This is a genomic window from Kitasatospora sp. NPDC058218 (genome assembly GCF_042882445.1).
GTDB lineage: Bacteria > Actinomycetota > Actinomycetes > Streptomycetales > Streptomycetaceae > Kitasatospora.
The window spans coordinates 44,882-62,508 of record NZ_JBHVWC010000043.1 but is presented as its reverse complement, the minus strand read 5'-3'; the positions used below and the strand labels follow the sequence as shown (position 1 = coordinate 62,508).

Genomic DNA, 17,627 nt, shown 5'->3' with positions numbered 1-17,627 from the left:
GCGGGCCTGACGAGGTACCACCGGGCCGGGGCGGCCGCGGACGCGAGGCGTCGGCGGCCGCCCCGGCTTCGTGCTGCCCGGGCGCACTGGAAGGATGGGAGTTCAGGAAGTTCAGCCGGCCGAAGGAGGCCGGGCGGGGCCACGGGGGAATAGACCTTGAGATGCGCCCCGGGAGGAAAAGGGAGGAAGGACAGCCATGAGTGTCACGCTCGCCAAGGGTGGAAACGTCTCGCTCACCAAGGCCGCGCCGAATCTGACGCAGGTGCAGATCGGCCTCGGCTGGGACGCCCGCTCGACCACCGGTGCGCCGTTCGACCTCGATGCGAGCGCGCTGCTCTGCTCGGGAGGCCGGGTGCTCGGTGACGAGTACTTCGTCTTCTACAACAACCTCAAGAGCCCCGAGGGCTCGGTCGAGCACACCGGCGACAACCTCACCGGTGACGGCGAGGGCGACGACGAGGTCGTACTGGTCAACCTGGACCTCGTCCCGCCGCAGGTGGACAAGGTGGCCTTCCCGGTGTCGATCTACGACGCCGAGTCGCGCCTGCAGAACTTCGGTCAGGTGCGCAACGCCTACATCCGGGTGGTCAACTCCCTGGACGGGCAGGAGATCGCCCGGTACGACCTGACCGAGGACGCCTCCAGCGAGACCGCGATGATCTTCGGCGAGCTGTACCGCTACGCGGGCGAGTGGAAGTTCCGCGCGGTGGGCCAGGGGTACGCCTCGGGCCTGCGCGGCATTGCCCTCGATTTCGGCGTAAACGTACAGTAAAGGCCCGAAGCCCGTGGTCGACGTGGTCGACGTTCTCGGCGCCATGAACTCGAAAGGTAACCAAGTCCCGTGTTCCTCCGCACCTTCGGCTGGTCATTCGCGATCACCGTCATCGGGCTGATCGCAGCCGGCCTGCTCTGGGGAGCTGAAGGATTCGGCATCGTGCTGATCCTCTCCATCCTGGAGATCTCCCTGTCGTTCGACAACGCGGTGGTCAACGCCACGGTGTTGAAGCGGATGAACCCGTACTGGCAGAAGATCTTCCTCACCGTCGGCGTGCTGATCGCCGTCTTCGGTATGCGGCTGATCTTCCCGCTGCTGGTCGTCGGCCTCACCGCGCACCTCAGTCCGGCGACGGTCATCGACCTCGCGCTCAACTCCGACAAGACGTACGAGGGTCTGACCTACGGCCAGTACCTGGAGGCCGCGAACCCGGCCATCGCGGCCTTCGGTGGCGTCTTCCTGTTGATGATCTTCCTCGACTTCATCTTCGAGGAGAAGGACTACAACTGGCTGGCCTGGATCGAGCGTCCGCTGGAGAAGGTCGGCAAGCTGGAGGCCTTCTCGACGGTCGTCGCGCTGGTCACGCTGCTGCTGGCGTCCAACTTCTTCGCCGGGGAGCACGCCGAGACGGTGCTGCTCGCCGGTGTGCTCGGCCTGGTCACCTACCTCGCCGTGAACGGGCTCTCCTCGATCTTCGAGGCGGGCCTGGAGGAGGACGAAGAGGCGGAGGAGAAGGCGACGAAGTCCGGGAAGTCCATCGTCCAGGTGGGCGGAAAGGCCGCGTTCTTCCTCTTCATGTACCTGGAGGTCCTGGACGCGTCGTTCTCCTTCGACGGCGTCGTCGGCGCGTTCGCCATCTCCAGCGACATCTTCCAGATCACCCTGGGCCTCGGCATCGGCGCGATGTACATCCGCTCGCTGACCGTCTTCCTGGTCCGCCAGGGCACCCTGGACGACTACGTCTACCTGGAGCACGGCGCGCACTACGCGATCGGCGCGCTCTCGGTGATCCTGCTGGTCGGCATCGAGTACCACATCCCGGAGATGGTCACCGGCCTGATCGGTGTCGCCTTCATCGGCCTCGCCCTCGGCTCGTCGGTCCTGCGCAACCGCCGGGTGGCCGCCGAGGGTGGCGGAGGCGAGCACGAACTGGTGAGCGCCGACAAGTAGCGCTCCGGCCCCGGGGCCTGTGGTCCCGGGGCCCGTGGCTCGTGGTCCCGGGGCCTGTGGTCCTGCGGCTTCGGTCCGCGAACGCACACGCGAACGGCCGCCCCCTTCCTGCGAGGGGGCGGCCGTTCGCGTGCTCCGGGTGCGTGGTGCGGTGCGTGTTCCGGTGCGAGGTGCGTGATGTGGTGCGTTGTCCCCGCTGCGGGTCAGCCGAGCTGCTGCTCGATGGCGCGCAGCTTGCGCTCCAGCGAGTCCAGCTTGGGCATCGACAGGGTGTCGTCGTCGGCCGTCAGGTCGATGGTCGAGCTGCGGTAGGAGGAGGACGACGAGGAACCGCTGCCGAGGTAGGACGAATCGCCGAGGGAGCCGGTCGAGGAGGAGCCGACGGCGGCACGCGGCCGGCGGCCGGCCTCCAGGGCGCTCGGCGAAGAAGCGGGCTCCAGCGCGGAGCGGCCGGCCTGGGAGGTGGCGTCGGCGTCAGCGGCTAGGGCAGGCTCCGAAGCGCTCGGGCCGTCTCCGGCAGCGGTGAGCGCGGGCACCTGACGGCCGCCGCGGGCCCGGGCGAGCATGCCGCCCTGACGGGAGATGGCCTTGAGCTCGGCGCGCTCGCGGCGGTCGGCACTGCGGGCGCGCAGCTTGGCGGCCTCCTTCGCCTGGCGCTCCTCGCGCACCTCCTCGACCGCCTCGTCCAGGCTGCGGACGTTCTCCAGCAGCATCAGCGACCAGGCGGCGTAGGTCTCGCGGGGGGCGCGCAGCCAGCGCACGATGCGGATCTGCGGCAGCGGGCGCGGGACGAGGCCCTGCTCGCGCAGCGCGGCCTTGCGGGTCTGCTTCAGCGCCCGGTCGAACAGGATCGCGGCCGAGATGGACATGCCGGAGAAGAACTCCGGGGCGCCGTCGTGCGACATGCCGCGCGGGGCGTGCACCCAGTTGAACCAGGCCGAGGCGATCGCGAACACCCAGACCAGCAGGCGCGAACCGAGCGCCGCGTCACCGTGGCTGGCCTCGCGCACGGCGAGCACCGAGCAGAACATCGCGGCGCCGTCCAGGCCGAACGGGACGAGGTACTCCCAGCCGTTGGACAGGCCCAGGTTCTCCTTGCCGAAGCCCACCAGGCCGTGGAACGACAGCGCGGCCGCGACGCCGGCGCAGCAGAACAGCAGGACGTAGGAGGAGATCCCGTAGATCATCTCCTTGCGGCGGCGGCGCTCCTCGGTGCGCTCCCAGGAGTCGCCCGACTCCTCGGGCTTCGTGGTGTTCTTGAAGCGCAGCGTCGCCACCAGGATGGCGGTGAACAGCAGGGCTGCGCCGCCGATGACGGTCCAGACCAGCTGTATGGAGGTCAGGTTCATTGCGGGTCGGGCCTCGGGTTTCCGCAGGGGACAGGTCACAGTGCGACACAGGCGGTCAGATCCCGTCGCCGGGACAGGGCCTGACGGTACGTCCTTGCCGCCGGGCGCGCCCACCGCGCCCGGGCAGGGGCGGTCGGGACACCTGTGCGGCTAGACGATATCGCGTCCGAAGGGGCGGCATGTTACGGGAGGGGAGCTTCGCCCCGCCAGCCGACCCGCCGTCGGCCGCCGACCGGCTGGTGTCCGGCGGCGGTCCGGCTGAGGTTCGGGGCGGGAGGAGCCCGTCGGTGCCGTGGGCGGTGTCCGGTTCACGCTGGTGGGTAGGGAGTTCGGGTACCCGGCGGACGGGCTGATGCCGGATCATTGAGCGGCGGACCGTCGGACCGACTGACGGCCCCTGGGGGAGGACTGGGATGGCCTCGATTTGGGAGTACCTGCGCGGGGAGCGGAACACCCTCGACCCGGGCGGGCAGCACAAGGTCACGCTCACCAAGTCGACGCCGCAGCACGCGATCACCGGGGCCGCGGCCACCACCGGCTACCTCTACGTCAACCTGCACTGGACCACCCGGATAGGAGCACCGCGCGCCTCCGGCCGGGACGCGCTCAAGCGCTGGTTCAGCCCGCGCATCCTCAGCCCGATGGAGCCGGACGCCCAGCAGAGCGCCCAGTTCAACGTCGACCTCGACCTGGCCTGCATGTACGAACTCTCCGACGGCAGCCGGGGCGTGGTCCAGCCGCTCGGCGGCTACTTCGGGGACCTCCAGCGCGCGCCCTACGTCAAGCTCAGCGGTGACGACCAGTACGGAGCGCCGTCCGGCGAGACGATGTACGTGAACCTGGAGAAGAAGGACCAGTTCAAGCGGCTGCTCATCTTCGTCTACATCTATGACGGCACACCCGCGTTCGAGCAGGCCAACGCGGTGGTGACGATCGTGCCGCAGACCGGTCCGCGGATCGAGATCAAGCTGGAGGAGCGTGCCGCGGCCGCGCGCTCCTGCGCGGTGGTGCTGATCGAGAACGCCGGGGACAACCAGCTGACGGTGCGCCGCGAGGTGCGCTACGTCAGCGGCTTCCAGGCCGACATCGACCGGCTGTACGGCTTCGGGATGCAGTGGCAGCGCGGCTACAAGAACCCCTCGGGGCCGGAGTAGCCGCGCGGGCCGGGCCCCGGGGGCGGGGCGGCGGTGGGGTGCCGCGGCTCCGGGTGCCGCGGCCGGGCCGTCAGCGGGGCTGGAACTGCGGACCCTGCGGCGGCAGCGCGAACTCCTCGGTGGCGGCCTGGGGCTGGGGGGCCTGCGGTGCGGGCTGCTGCACCGGCTGCTGCTGGGGCTGCGGGGCGGTGTTCGGCGGGGGGTAGCCGTAGCCGCCCTGCTGGTGCGGTGCGGGCTGCTGCGGGTAGCCGTAGCCGGGGGCCGACTGCTGCGGTGGGTAGGTCTGCTGCGGAGCCTGGTGGGCCGGCTGGGGGTAGCCGTAACCGGGGCGCGGGGCCTGCTGCGGGTAGCCGTAGCCGCCCTGCTGCTGCGGGGCCTGCGGCGGATAGCCGTACCCCGGCTGCCGGGCCGGGGGCGCCGGCGGGACGGTCGGCGCGTTCGTCGGCATCGCGGGCGGGGCGGGCGGCGGCGGGGGAGTGTTGGCGGGTACGGCCGCGGCCGGCGCCGACACGGGTGACTGCGGGGCGGCGAGGGGGACGGCGGGGGCCAGGGTGTACGTGCCCGGTTCGGGCCGCGGGGCCGGACGGGGGTCCGGCAGGGCGGCGCGCGGGTCCGCCGCCGGAGCGGGCCGGCCCGGCTGGTCGGCCGGCCCGGCGTCCTGGGGCCCGCCCGCGCCGTCCTCGACGGTGATCCCGAAGTCGGTGGCCAGGCCGATCAGCCCGGTGGCGTAGCCCTGGCCGACGGCCCGGAACTTCCACGACCCCGACCGGCGGTAGAGCTCGCCCGCGACCAGCGCGGTGACGTCGTCGTTCTCGGGCATCGCGAACTCGGCGAGCGCGGCTGCGCCCTCCCCGGCGCCGGCGTCGAAGAGCAGCAGGCGCAGCCCGGTCACCGTGCGGAACGAGCCGCCCTCGGACGAGCCGGCCAGGACCACCCGGTCCACCTCGGGCGGCAGCTTGGCGAGCTCCGCCTCCACGGTGTCGGCGATCTCGGCGCCGGCGGAGGTCTGCTGCTTGGGCAGGTGGCGCACCTGCCCCGAGGGGTGTCTCGGCTGGTTGTAGAAGACGAAGTCGGCATCGGAACGAACCCTGCCGTCGGCGCCGAGGAGCAGCGCGGAGGCGTCCACGTCCGGCGCACCGGGCGTGGCGCTCCAGCGCAGCACGGCGCGGACCGCCGCCACCGGCAGTGCGATGTTGGCGCCCTTGGCCATCACGTGCGTCATAGCCGACCATCCTGCCTGTTCGCCACCCCTTCGGACAACGTGACCGAAGGTGGCGAAACCGTGGGACTTTGCCAATGCTTGCGGTTTGTGAAGCGGAGGGTAATCTTCCGAGAATTCGATGTTTCGGAATCGCATTCGACCGGAAGTCGTCCGTACGATGGGCTCCCAGAGGGTCCCGGGGGGTTCGGCAGGGGGGATCAGCAGCGTGCGCCCGGGAACCACCGGGCCCGGTGGACCGGTTAACCATCGTGACGCCCCGCGCGGCCCGCAGCGGTGCCCGACGGCCCGCACCCCGACCTTCCGCAGCCCGACCTCACGCCGGATCGCGGCACCCTCCGAGCATCCTCCCGCACTCTTCGAGCACCTCCCCGCACACCCCCCAGTACCTCCCTGAGTACCTCCGCGCACGCCCCCAGTACCTCCCCGCACGTCCCTGAGCACGAACCCCGCCCGACCGGCGGCCGCAACCCTGAGGAGAGCACCATGCGCCATTTCGGCCACCTCGCCGACGACGTACGCGGCCGGCTCTTCCTCGAACAGCCCCGGGCGTTCTCCGCGGAGAGCGACGCGGCCGTCCTGGCCACCGCGCTCGGTGCGACCCTCTACAGCCCCGCCACCAGGCCCACGCTGGGCACGGACATCCGCAAGCAGGCCGGTCGGGGCGTCGTCTCGATGGTGCTCTGCCTGGAGGACGCGATCGCCGACCACGAGGTGACCGCCGCCGAGGCCAACCTGGTGGTCCAGCTCGGCGAGCTGTTCGACGAGTTGCACGGCGCGTGCCGGGGTGACGCGTCCGGCGCGGCCCGCGGCGAGCTGCGGGACGAGCAGCGGGCCCGCGGTGAGGTGCGCGCCGAGGCGCCCGGCGGGTGGCTGGGAGAGGTTCGGGGAGTGGCCTCCGAACCGGCCCGAGCCGTTGAAACCTTCACCGATTGCGCACAAGACCTGCCCCTCCTTTTCATCAGGGTCCGCGCCGCCTCCCAGATCACCGACCTCGCCGACCGGCTCGGCCCGGCGATCGGACTGCTGACCGGTTTCGTGCTGCCGAAGTTCACCGACGAGAGCGGCGGCGATTTCCTGGAGGCGCTCGCCGACGCCGAGGCGGCCACCGGCCGGCGGCTGTTCGCCATGCCCGTGCTGGAGTCCCCCGAGCTGGCCCACCTGGAGACCCGCCGCGAGCAGCTCTTCGGGATCGCCCGACTCCTCGACAAGTACCGCGGGCGCGTCCTCGCCGTCCGCCTCGGTGTCACCGACCTTTGCTCCGCGTACGGGCTGCGCCGCTCGGCCGACCTCACCGCGTACGACGTCGCCCTGGTCGCGGCGGTGATCGGGGACGTGGTCAACGTGCTCGGGCGGGCCGACGGGACCGGATTCACCGTGACCGGGCCGGTCTGGGAGTACTTCCCCGTGCAGGAGCGGATGTTCAAGCCGCAGCTGCGCCGCACCCCGTTCGCCGAGGCCGAGCCCTCCGGGGAGGCGGTGCGCCAGCGGATCATCGAGCACGACCTGGACGGCCTGATCCGCGAGATCGAGCTCGACCGGGCCAACGGGCTGCTCGGCAAGACCTGCATCCACCCCAGTCACGTCCCCGCCGTGCACGCACTCTCCGTGGTCACCCACGAGGAGTACAGCGACGCCCGGGACATCCTGGACCAGGAGCGCGGCGGCGGTGGGGTGCTCCGATCGGCGTACACCAACAAGATGAACGAGGCCAAGCCGCACCGGGCCTGGGCGGAGCGGGTGATGCTGCGTGCCGAGGTGTTCGGGGTGGCGCGGGAGGACGTGAGCTTCGCCGAGCTGCTCTCGGCCTGCCTCTGCGGCTGACCGCACGGGCCGCGCGGCCGTACGGCCTGCGCGGTCCCGATGGCCGGAACGACCTGCTCGACCTGCACGACCTCGCACCTATCGCACGCATCGCACGCATCGCACCGATCGCACGACTCGCACCATCGAAGGCAGGACCAGTAGTGACAGCGAAGCAAGAGTGGACCGGCCGCTGGGTGGCCGACCGGGCGGGCGTCGCCCTGACCGGCTCGGACCGCCTCCCCGAACTGGTCGGCCTGGCCCTGCGCGAGAACCCCAAGCGCGCCCACCTGCTGGTCTCCACCGTGCTCGGCAAGCACGTCCCGCAGCGCCCCTCCGTGGTGCACGGCGCCGGTCTCGACCTCGGCCGCCGGGTGCGCGAGCTGCTGGGCGAGGAGACGGCCGCGCGCGCCGTGGTGCTCGGCTACGCCGAGACGGCCACCGGCCTCGGCCACAGCGTCGCCGACGGCCTGGACGCCCCCTACCTGCACTCCACCCGCCGCCCGGTGGCGGGGGTGACCCCGGTCGGCGGCTTCGAGGAGGAGCACTCGCACGCGACCTCCCACCTGCTGCTGCCCGCCGACCCCGCGCTGCTGGCGGGGGACGGCCCGCTGGTCCTGGTGGACGACGAGTTCTCCACCGGCAACACCGTGCTCAACACCATCCGCGAGCTGCACGCGCACCACCCGCGCGACCACTACGTGGTGGTCGCCCTGGTCGACCTGCGCGACGAGGCCGACCGCCGGCGGCTGGCCGACACCGCCGCCGAACTCGGCACCCGGCTCGACCTGGTCGCCACCGCCGGCGGGGGCGTCGAGCTGCCCGGAGACATCCTCGCCCGCGCCGAGCGGCTGATCGCCGAGGCCGGCCCGGCCCCGGAGCCGCCTCCCGCGGAGCCCGCCCCGCTGGTGCGGGTCGCCCTCGACTGGCCCGAGGGGCTGCCGGACGGCGGGCGGCACGGCTTCAGCGCCGTGCACCGGTCGCAACTCGAAGCCGCTCTCCCGCAGTTGGCCTCCCAGCTGGCCGCCGCGCTGGAGCCGGCCGGGTCGGCTCCAGCGCTCGGGTCGGCCGGGTCGGCCCCGGTACTCGGGTCGGCCGGGTCGGGGCGGGTGCTGGTCCTCGGCTGCGAGGAGCTGATGTACGCGCCGCTGCGCCTCGCCGGCGCCCTCGCGGACCGCCTCGCGAACGGCGAGGAACGGGTCCACTACTCCACCACCACCCGCTCGCCGGTCCTCGCGGTGGACGACCCCGGCTACGCGATCCGCACCCGGCTCTCCTTCCCCGCCCACGACGAACCGCAGGACGGCGGCTCGCGCGAGCGCTTCGTCTACAACGTCGCCCCCGGCGTCGACCCGGCCCGCCGCTTCGACGCGGTCGTGCTGGTGATCGACGACGTGGCCGACACCACCGAACTGCACGAGGGCGAGCGGTCCCTGCTCGCGCAGCTGCGGCAGGTCACCGACCGGGTGGTCCTCGCCGTGCTGCCGTCGCACCGGCCTTCCCGCCTGCCCTCCGTGCCGCCCACCGGTCCGTCCCCTGCCCCGTCCGCCGCCCCGCCCGCTGTTCCGTCCTCCGCGCTGCCCACGCCGCTCCACGGCCCGGGGTTCTCGTCCTACCGCGCCGACGAGGTGTCCTGGCTGCTCAAGGACCTCTCCGACGTCCCGTTGGAGGCCCCCACCGAGGAGCGCGAGGAGGCCGTCCAGAACGGCGGTGCCCACTACGCCGAATCCCTGCCGGTCGAGTACCAGCCCAGCCCCGAGTACCAGGAGCTGTTCCACCAGGCGCTGCGGATCTCCGCCCGCCGGATCGCGCTCGCCGTCGGCACCGTCGCGGAGACCCTGGTGCGCGAGCGCGGTCGCGGCCTCGTACTGGCCTCGCTGGCCCGGGCCGGCACCCCGGTGGGGGTCCTGATCCGCCGCTGGCTGGCCTTCGCGCACGGCCTGGACACCCCGCACTACGCGGTCTCGATCATCCGCGGCCGGGGCCTGGACCCGGTCGCCGTGCGTTACCTGGACGCCCACCACAACGCCCCCGACGTGGTGTTCGTCGACGGGTGGACCGGCAAGGGCGCGATCACCCGCGAACTCGCCGAGGCCCTGGCCGGCACCGCGTTCGACCCCGAGCTGGCCGTCCTCGCCGACCCCGGCCGCTGCGTGCGCACCTACGGCACCCGGGACGACTTCCTCATCCCGTCCGCCTGCCTCAACTCGACCGTCTCCGGCCTGATCTCCCGTACCGTGCTGCGCACCGACCTGATCGGACCGGACGACTTCCACGGCGCCAAGCACTACACCGAGCTGGCTGGCGGGGACGTCTCCGGCGCCTTCCTGGACACCGTCGCCGACCACTTCGCCGAGGTCCGGGGCGAGGTGCGGGCGGCAGCCGAGCGGCTCGCCGCCGAGGACCGCACCCCCGACTGGGCGGGCTGGGCCGCCGTCGAGCGGATCAGTGCCGAGTACGGCATCGACAACGTCAACCTGGTCAAGCCCGGCGTCGGCGAGACCACCCGGGTCATGCTGCGCCGCGTGCCCTGGCGGGTGCTGGCCCGGCGCGGCACCGGCGCCGATCTCGACCACGTCCGTCTGCTCGCCGCCCAGCGCGGCATCCCCGTCGAGGAGGTGGACGACCTGCCGTACTCCTGCGTCGGCCTGATCCACCCCCGCTACAGCCGCGGAGCGACCGGCGCCTCCGGCACGGCCGTCCTGGTGAAGGAGTCCTGAGCCCGATGAGCAGTCCCCGTGGTTTCCTGGTCGCGAGCGACCTCGATCGCACCCTGATCTACAGCAACCGCGCCCTCGCCCTGGACGTGCCCGACCGGCTCGCACCGCGGTTGCTCTCCGTCGAGGTGCACGACGGCAAGGCGCTCTCGTTCATGACCGAACAGGCCGCCGAGCTGCTCGTCGAACTCGCCCGCGAAGCGCTCCTCGTCCCCGCCACCACCCGGACCAGGGCCCAGTACGAGCGGGTCAACCTGCCCGGCCCGACGCCCGGTTGGATCCCCGCCTACGCGATCTGCAGCAACGGCGGCCGGCTGCTCGTCGACGGCGTCCCGGACGAGGACTGGCAGGCCGAGGTGGCCGGCCGACTGGCCACCGCCTCGGTGCCGCTGGCCGAGGTGGTCGAGCACCTCGCGCTGTGCGCGGACCCGGAGTGGACGCACAAGCGCCGCGTCGCCGACGAACTCTTCGCCTACCTGGTCGTGGAGCGCGCCGAGCTCCCGGCCGGCTGGCTCGACGAGCTCACCGGCTGGTGCGCCGAACGCGGCTGGACCGTCTCGCTGCAGGGCCGCAAGGTGTACGCCGTGCCGGCGCCGCTGAGCAAGAGCGCGGCGCTGGCCGAGGTCGAGCGGCGGGTCGGCGGCGCCACGGTGCTGGCCGCCGGCGACTCGCTGCTCGACGCGGACCTGCTGCTCGCCGCCGACGCCGCCTGGCGCCCCGGCCACGGCGAACTCGCCGACAGCGGCTGGACGGCCCCCGGCGTCACCGCCCTCGACCAGGTGGGCGTGGCGGCCGGGGAGGAGATCATCCGTCAGTTCCTGGCCCGCGTCCGGGGCGGGGTGGACACCGGCCCGGTCGAGGCCGTCGTCAACGGCTGAGGCCTCGGCCCCGGCCGTTCCACGCCTCGCTCAGCCGCAGCAACCGCCGCCGCAGCAGCCGCCCCCGCCACCGGACGGGGCCTGCTGCGCGGCGCCGGCGGACGCGCCGCCGGTGACGGCGACGGCGGACAGCAGCTTCACGGTGTCCTCGTGCCCCTGCGGGCAGACCGCGGGGTCGTTGGCCTGCGCCATCGTGCGGCGGAGTTCGAAGGTGGCGCCGCAGGAGCGGCAGCGGAAGTCGTAGCGTGGCATACCCGCAGGGTAGCCCGGTGCGGGCCGGCGCCGCAGGGTGTCCGCGTCAGCGGCGCCCTGTCGGCTCGGGGCCCTGTCGATCCGGTGTCCTGTGTATCCGTCCCGCCGGGGCCCGCGTCACCGGTGTCCGCCCAGATCCTCCCGGATCAGCTCCACCACCTGCGCCGCCGTCTCCCGCACCGCCGCCAGCTCGGTCAGGAAGTGCCAGTAGTCGGGGTGCCGGCCGGCGGCCTCCAGCGCCGCCACCGCGCCGTCCAGCCGACCGACCGCCGCGTCCAGCGGAGCCGCGTGCCGCGGATCCGGCGCCTGCCGCCCCGCCATCGCGAGCCGCTGGGCGTCCCGGAGCGCGAACCGGGTCCGCTCGATCTCCCGGTTCGGATCGTGCTGCACCTCGTTCAGCTGCCGCAGCCGCTCGTTCACCGCGACCACCGAGCCGTCCGCCGTGTCCAGCAGGGCGCGCACCGTGCCGATGGCGCCGGTCGCATCCGCCCAGCGCTGCTCGTCGCGCGCCCGCGCCGCCTCGGCGAGCTTCTGCTCCGCCGCGTGCCCCGTCTCCGCCACCTGGTCCGGCACCCGCTGGAGGTCCTGCCAGCAGGCCGTGGCGAACCGCCGCCGCAGCTCGCTCAGCGCCGGCTCCACCGTGGCGGCCTTGGTCTCCAGCGCCTGGATCCGGGTCCGCAGGCTGGCCACCCGCCGGTCGATCTCCCGCGCCCGCTCCGGCAGGTGCTCCGCGTCCGCCGCGATGGCGTCGGCCCGCTCCTTCACCCGCTCCGCACGCTGCAGCGTGGCGGCCACCCCGTGCCGGCCGGCGCCCTCGTTCAGCCGGCCCAGCTCCGGGCTCAGCTCGGCCAGCCGGGCCGCCAGGTCGTCCGCCCGCAGCCCCGCGCCGCGCACCTCCTCCAGCGTGGTGGTCGCGGTCAGCAGCGCCCGCTTCGCCTGCTCCACCGCCGGGGTCACCCGCATCAGCTGCGACTCGGCGCGCTGCAGCACCGGCTGCAACCGCTGCAGGAAGTCGTTCAGCTCCGCCTGTGCCGCGCCCAGCTGCCCCTTCACATCCTGCAACTGGTGCCGGGCCCGCGCCGCCGCACCGGACTCCAACTCCTCGGCGTCCAGGTCGTGCGCGTCCAGCGCCGCCAGGTAGTTCACGGTGACCTGGTCGACCCGGCCGGAGATCGCCTCGAAGTCCGCCGCCGCCCGTCGCGCCGTCGCGCCGTCCTCCGCCGCGCGCACCGTCTCCACCGCCAGCCGCACCTCGCGCTGGGCGGAGTCCAGCTCGTAGAACGCCTGCTGCGCCGCGTCCCGGGCCGCCTTCGCGTCCGCCCGCACCCCCTCGCCGCCCCGCCGGCCCCACCAGCCCCCGCCCGCACCGAACGACGCCGCCCCGGCAGCCCCCAGCGCACCCGCCACCACCAGCGGCAACACCAGTGCCTCGGCCACCGCACTCCCCGGCCGCCGCCGCCCCCACCCGCTCCCGTCGGCCACCCTCACTGCGCGCTCCCTGTTCCGACCGCTGATCCACTGCCCATTGTTCCCGATCGCCCCACCACACCGGCACCCCCACCCGTCCCACTCCCCGACCACCTGCACCACACCACCCCGCGAACCAGGTACCCTAGGCAGTCGTCGTGCCCCCACCGGGCCGCGATGGGGGGCGCGTAGCTCAGTGGTAGAGCGCTGCTCTTACAAAGCAGATGTCGGCGGTTCGAAACCGTCCGCGCCCACCAGCATGAAGGGCCAGTTCGGAGGAGCGATCCTCACGAACTGGCCCTGAGTCGTTTCCGGGTCTCAGTCGGGCTGTGCCACCGGCGTGCCAGAAGCCGATGCAGGGAAGCGCGGCCTCAGCCATCACGCGAATCCAGGAATGCTGGTGCGGTAGGCGAAGGTGCCGATTGGTTCAAGCTATTCCATTAGCCTTTGAGGAGCTAGAGCAACTGGCGACACTGATGATCAAGGACCGATAGCTGCCTCAGGATGAATCCGGGTATGACGTGAAGGATGACCAGGGCTGCGGCGGCTATCTGCAGGATTGTCGAATTGCAAGTTGCGGCCATTATTGCGGCAACCAGAGAAACTGCCACTATTGCAAAGAATAGGGGGATCATGTAGTAGTTATCTATATTCCATGCAATGCTGCGCATCTTGATCTCGCCCATGCATTCATCATCCCTTACGAATACCTCCCACTCTCTATGGACTGACGGTTGACTGCCTGGCGAGCTGGTGGTGTATTTAAGGATGAATAATCCTCGCTTAAGGATTGCAAAAAGGCAGGCGCAGGCGAGTGTAATGTATACCAGATTGAGCAGAAGGACGACGACTGCAATCAGACCCCCCAGGGGGAGGTTTGTTGCATGAACGACGGCGGTCATGACGTCACTCTTGGAAAGCGCAAAGAATGCAGCGAGCCCCGCGAAGTAGACGAAAGATACCTGGAAAGCCTTCTCCGTAAAGAAGGCGACCTCTGATTTCTGGGCTTCAAAGTTACTCGCATTGAACATCGTCGCTGCCTTCGTTCTTCATCAGGAACCTGGAGTACATTCGCCTGTCTCTCGCCCCTATCTCGACAGGGTAGGGCATCCACCTGTAGCCCCATGGCGAGAAGCGTAAGCCTAGGAGTCGAAGGATCCCCCACGTCGCTGTTTTTATGGCGAAGGCTATAGGGTTTTCAATGCGAAATCTCCGTGTCGATGTGCCAACCTTTTCTGATCTCTCATATCGAACATGTCCGGTCTTTTGTAGCCTTCGGAGTAAATCTGCATCTTCGCCCGCCATTAGATGCTCGTCAAACCCGCCGATGCTTTCAAAGGCAGATCTCCTGACGGCGATGAATGTGCCCACGCCTTGGGCTATTCCGAGGCGCGAAAGGGTGCCTATATAGCCGTTCATAAAGCGGTAGCAGGCTCGAATGAACAGCGTCCCGCCAATCGGCAAAAGGGGAAAGTGTACAGCTACGATGGAGGTGTCCTTCGCGAATGCCTCAAATACTCGATCGAAGACGGATCGCCTGGCAGCGGCGTCGGCGTCCATGAATATTATTAGCTCGTGCATTGCGTGCCGCGCACCTTTGTTGCGCGCCTGGGCTGGCGATCCGCCCTCGATGAGGCGACATCTGTACATCAGGGCTATTTGTTGTGTTCCGTCGGAAGAGTTGTTGTCCGCGACAATAATCTCCGAAGCCCATCCAAGGCTCTGAAGGTTGCCTAGCAGGCCGGGGAGCCACTGCGACTCATTCCATGTAGGTACAACTATGCTTGCCCTTAATTCTTTCCGGGTCTCGCCATATGGCATTTCTTGCGCCCTATTTGATGTTGGTTGAGCTCTAAGGTACATCTAACCCGCAGGATCTTCCCGTTGATGGATCCGATCGGGTGAGAGTATTCATGGCATCTGTAAGTTAGAATCCAATCTAATGGATTTGCGAAATTTGCGGGCAGGTGCTGGTTGCTCGACGTCCGCGCCCACGCCTAGTGACCTTGCGCCACAAACGCGAAGGGCCAGCTCGGAGGTGTGATCCTCACGAGCTGGCGCTCGGCGTAGGGATTGCCTGACCGGTCAGTCCGATGGTGGTACAGGCTTGTCAGAAGCCGCTGACGACTCTTGACGGTCCAGAGCCTTCCGGACAGCCTCGCCCATGCGGTCGGCTATGGCGCGGTCCCGGTCGCTGGTCATGTGCTGGTAGATCAGTGCGGCCCGGGTGCTGCTGTGACCCATCCTGGTCATGAGCTCCCGGGTGCTGGCCCCGTTCTGGGAGGCGAGGGTGTTCCCGGTGTGCCGGAGGTCGTGGAAGTGGGCATCTTCACTCACCCCGGCCGCGGTGCGGGCCCGGATCCAGTCGTCCCGGAAGTTGCTCCGACGGAGCCTGCCGCCGCGGGGGCCGATGAAGAGGTGCCCATCCGGCCCGGCGCCGGCGAAGTGGTCGAGGTGATTCGCCATGTCGGCCACGATCTCGGCGGGGAAGGCCACCGGCCGGAAGCCGGCGCGGCTCTTCGGTGCCTTGTCGTACAACCGTCCGGTGTTCAGCTCTGCCTGGTTGCGCTGTACCCGGACGAACCGGCCATCCAGATCAACGTGCCTACGGCGGAGCGCGGCCAGCTCGCCGAAGCGCAGCGTAGTGAACGCGGTCAGCAGGACCAGGGCCCGCCAGCGAGGGCCGATCGCCTCAGCCACGGCGAACACCTCGGTGACGGAGAGGACAGGCCGCTCCGGGACGTCGTACGTGTCGGCGCCCTTGATCCGGCACGGGTTGCGCTGGATCAGTTCGTCGTCCACGGCGGTGTTCATGATGGCCCGCAGCAGTTGGTAGGCCTTGACCACCGAGGGCTCGCCGGCCCCGTCACCCAAGAGCCCCGACCGCCAGGAGCGGACCCGCGCCGGAGTGATCTCGGAGAGCGTTCGGTGTCCCAGGCCGGGCTGGATGTACTGGCGGAGCGTGATGGCGTACCGCTCCCGGGTGCTCTCCTCCAGCTTCCGGTCCCGGAGCCAGGTCGAGGCGAAGTCGCCGAGGTTCACCTTCCCGGCGTCCGGGTCGGTCCACTTGTCGCGCTTGATGTCGGCCTCAATGAGCGTGAGCGCCACCTCGGCGTCCGTCTTGGTCGGGTAGGTCTCCTCGCCCTTGCGCGTCAACCCGGTGACCGGGTCCGGGTACCGGATCTGCCAGCGACCGGAGCGGAGTTGGCGGATCGACCCGAAGCGGCGGCGGTTGCCTTTGCTGTTGGCCATCAGGCCGCCTTCCTGAGCGTGGACCGGCGGGCGCTGATGGGCTGCACGGTGTTGGTGGCGAGGTAGTCGGCGACGACGGCGGGACGGATGCGGACGTGTCGGCCGACCTTGATGAACTCGATCCGCCGCTCGGCGACGAGACGGCGGGTGAACCGGGGCGTGGTGCCGAGGAGTTCGGCGACCTGGTTGACGTCGAGCAGTGGGTCAGGCATGGGTCGGTTCTCCTTCCGTGCCGGGTGCGGGTTGGATGGCAGCGGCGAGCCACTGTTCGCCGCGGGTGAGGCCGTGGCCGGCGAAGACCCAGTGGGCGAGGACGAGCGTGGTCTCCTCAGCGGCGAGGGCATCGGGGCCATGGAGGCGTTCGAGCGTCTGAGCGCGGCGCCAGGCCGTTCGGGCGCCGCGGAGCGCGCCGAGCGTGGTGGAGTACTTGCGGGTCTTCGTGGAGAAGTGGCCACGGAAGCCGAGCATGTGTGCCCAGGCGCGGAGCCGGAGACCGGCCAGGTCGGGGCGGGCGCCGAGGTTCCAGCAGGTTCGGATGAGCCGGCGAGCGTGTTCGGGGATGTCGTACTGGGCGATCTCGGCGAGCAGGCGGACCGGGCGGTCCAGGGTGCCGGTAGCGGTCTCCGCGCCCTTCGTGGCGTACTTGGCGATGTAGGCGGCGACAGCCCGTTCGGTGATCGGGACGGGCCCTGCGAAGTCGGCGTTGCGGATCGTGCGGATGTCGAGCTGCCTGCCGAAGGCGAACCGGTGCTCGCGGCCGTCGACCAGGGGACCGGGGATCTTCGTCCGGTGGACTGCGGCGCGGATGGCGTCGGTCAGCAACTCGGCGGAGGCCCAAACCGGCGGGCGGTCGCTACCGCCCTCGGGCCCGTCGAGGCGGATGACCGCGTGGAAGTGGATCGCGCCGCGCTTCTGGTACTCGGCGACCTTGCCGAAGGAGATGCGGGCGAAGTCGCGGAACTCCCGTTGCGTCAGCCCGGCCCGCTTCGCGACTTCCCGGCGGAGGTGGATCGAGAAGCGAGCCCAGAGCTTGCCCGCATGGGCGTTCCACAGGACAGCGCCCTCGTAGTCGTACGTCTCCGGGTTGAGTGGAGAGCCCAGCGTCGGATCGTCGGCCGCGTGGGCGGTACCGCAGCGGCAGCGACCGGAGGAGGGTCGGTTGTGGACGGGCCCGAACGACGGGGCGGTGAAGGTGGCGAAGACCCGCGGGTGGGTGGCGACCGTCTCGGGAGTGCCCTTGCCGCCGACGAGTCCGGCGGTGATCAGGTGGTACGTGTCGCGGCGATACGTTTCGGCACAGGACGGGCAGCGGGTGACGCGGCGGTTGCCGCAGCGTACGAGCAGGTTCCCGGCGGGCAGATCGGCGGAGTCCAGGTGGTGGAGGAGCTGTCCGGTCGATTCGTTGATCTCGGTGCGCCAGCCGGCGAGCCGGATGGGCGAGGTGCAGCCGGCGAGGCCGGAAAGCTGCCGCATGAGGGCGGGCATGGTGCCGAGGCTGGCGAGGCCGACGAGATCGGCCACCGGGACGGGGGCAACGGCGGTCATGATGGTTCACCTCCAAGTCGGGAGGGGCCCCGGAGCTCAACGTGGG

Annotated in this window: 15 protein-coding genes and 1 tRNA gene; 7 read left to right on the top strand and 9 right to left on the bottom strand. The window is 70.7% G+C overall.

All coding sequences use genetic code 11. The features are described 5' to 3' along the window. Positions 1-196 precede the first annotated feature (196 nt). Together ACFVYI_RS26065 and ACFVYI_RS26060 are read left to right on the top strand one after the other, a co-directional pair. Entirely contained in the window at positions 197-772 is a 576-nt protein-coding gene (locus ACFVYI_RS26065) for a TerD family protein (protein WP_380571056.1), read from the top strand. Between the two features lie 69 nt (positions 773-841). After that, positions 842-1,945 carry a DUF475 domain-containing protein gene (locus tag ACFVYI_RS26060; protein ID WP_387889716.1) on the top strand — a complete coding sequence of 368 codons (1,104 nt, stop codon included), beginning with the start codon at positions 842-844 and terminating at the stop codon, positions 1,943-1,945. A 203-nt stretch (positions 1,946-2,148) separates the two neighbouring features. Here ACFVYI_RS26060 and ACFVYI_RS26055 read toward each other — a convergent pair whose 3' ends face one another. Next, positions 2,149-3,294, bottom strand: coding sequence for a DUF2637 domain-containing protein (locus ACFVYI_RS26055; RefSeq protein WP_387889714.1), 1,146 nt, complete (start codon positions 3,292-3,294; stop codon positions 2,149-2,151). 413 nt (positions 3,295-3,707) lie between these two features. Between ACFVYI_RS26055 and ACFVYI_RS26050 the strand changes: the two genes are divergently transcribed. Beyond that, positions 3,708-4,448: a Tellurium resistance gene (locus ACFVYI_RS26050; protein ID WP_387889712.1), complete on the top strand. Its 741-nt coding sequence runs from the start codon at positions 3,708-3,710 to the stop codon at positions 4,446-4,448. A 70-nt stretch (positions 4,449-4,518) separates the two neighbouring features. On the opposite strand, the gene ACFVYI_RS26045 is transcribed toward ACFVYI_RS26050, so the two are convergent. After that, entirely contained in the window at positions 4,519-5,670 is a 1,152-nt protein-coding gene (locus ACFVYI_RS26045; protein ID WP_387889710.1) for a TerD family protein, read from the bottom strand. 483 nt (positions 5,671-6,153) lie between these two features. Between ACFVYI_RS26045 and ACFVYI_RS26040 the strand changes: the two genes are divergently transcribed. The 3 genes from ACFVYI_RS26040 (at position 6,154) to ACFVYI_RS26030 (ending at position 11,065) form a co-directional block, all read left to right on the top strand. Beyond that, positions 6,154-7,491, top strand: coding sequence for an HpcH/HpaI aldolase/citrate lyase family protein (locus ACFVYI_RS26040; protein WP_387889709.1), 1,338 nt, complete (start codon positions 6,154-6,156; stop codon positions 7,489-7,491). A 143-nt stretch (positions 7,492-7,634) separates the two neighbouring features. Beyond that, positions 7,635-10,190, top strand: a complete 2,556-nt coding sequence (locus tag ACFVYI_RS26035; RefSeq protein ID WP_387889707.1) for a phosphoribosyltransferase — start codon at positions 7,635-7,637, stop codon at positions 10,188-10,190. Between the two features lie 5 nt (positions 10,191-10,195). Beyond that, a complete protein-coding gene (locus ACFVYI_RS26030) occupies positions 10,196-11,065 on the top strand; it encodes an HAD family hydrolase (protein ID WP_387889704.1) in 870 nt (289 codons plus the stop codon). 30 nt (positions 11,066-11,095) lie between these two features. Here the strand turns inward: ACFVYI_RS26030 and ACFVYI_RS26025 are convergent, their stop codons facing one another. Continuing rightward, a complete protein-coding gene (locus tag ACFVYI_RS26025) occupies positions 11,096-11,317 on the bottom strand; it encodes a zinc ribbon domain-containing protein (protein ID WP_387889702.1) in 222 nt (73 codons plus the stop codon). 117 nt (positions 11,318-11,434) lie between these two features. Then, on the bottom strand, positions 11,435-12,754 hold the full coding sequence (locus tag ACFVYI_RS26020; RefSeq protein ID WP_387889700.1) for a hypothetical protein: 1,320 nt from the start codon (positions 12,752-12,754) through the stop codon (positions 11,435-11,437). 212 nt (positions 12,755-12,966) lie between these two features. Here ACFVYI_RS26020 and ACFVYI_RS26015 point away from each other — a divergent pair. Continuing rightward, a tRNA-Val gene (locus ACFVYI_RS26015) sits at positions 12,967-13,041 on the top strand. A gap of 198 nt (positions 13,042-13,239) precedes the next feature. On the opposite strand, the gene ACFVYI_RS26010 is transcribed toward ACFVYI_RS26015, so the two are convergent. From ACFVYI_RS26010 to ACFVYI_RS25990, 5 genes are all read right to left on the bottom strand, one after another. Further along, the gene (locus ACFVYI_RS26010) at positions 13,240-13,815 is read right to left on the bottom strand and encodes a hypothetical protein (RefSeq protein ID WP_387889697.1); all 576 of its coding nucleotides are present in this window, start codon (positions 13,813-13,815) and stop codon (positions 13,240-13,242) included. Beyond that, positions 13,799-14,605 (bottom strand): glycosyltransferase, encoded by an 807-nt coding sequence (locus tag ACFVYI_RS26005; RefSeq protein ID WP_387889696.1) that lies wholly within the window; start codon positions 14,603-14,605, stop codon positions 13,799-13,801. Before ACFVYI_RS26005 ends, ACFVYI_RS26010 begins: the two co-directional genes overlap by 17 nt. 264 nt (positions 14,606-14,869) lie before the next feature. Then, positions 14,870-16,036: a tyrosine-type recombinase/integrase gene (locus ACFVYI_RS26000; RefSeq protein WP_387889693.1), complete on the bottom strand. Its 1,167-nt coding sequence runs from the start codon at positions 16,034-16,036 to the stop codon at positions 14,870-14,872. After that, positions 16,036-16,248 carry a helix-turn-helix domain-containing protein gene (locus ACFVYI_RS25995; RefSeq protein ID WP_387889691.1) on the bottom strand — a complete coding sequence of 71 codons (213 nt, stop codon included), beginning with the start codon at positions 16,246-16,248 and terminating at the stop codon, positions 16,036-16,038. Before ACFVYI_RS25995 ends, ACFVYI_RS26000 begins: the two co-directional genes overlap by 1 nt. Continuing rightward, the gene (locus tag ACFVYI_RS25990; protein WP_387889688.1) at positions 16,241-17,581 is read right to left on the bottom strand and encodes a replication initiator; all 1,341 of its coding nucleotides are present in this window, start codon (positions 17,579-17,581) and stop codon (positions 16,241-16,243) included. The genes ACFVYI_RS25995 and ACFVYI_RS25990 overlap by 8 nt, the downstream gene beginning before the upstream one ends. Positions 17,582-17,627 lie beyond the last annotated feature (46 nt).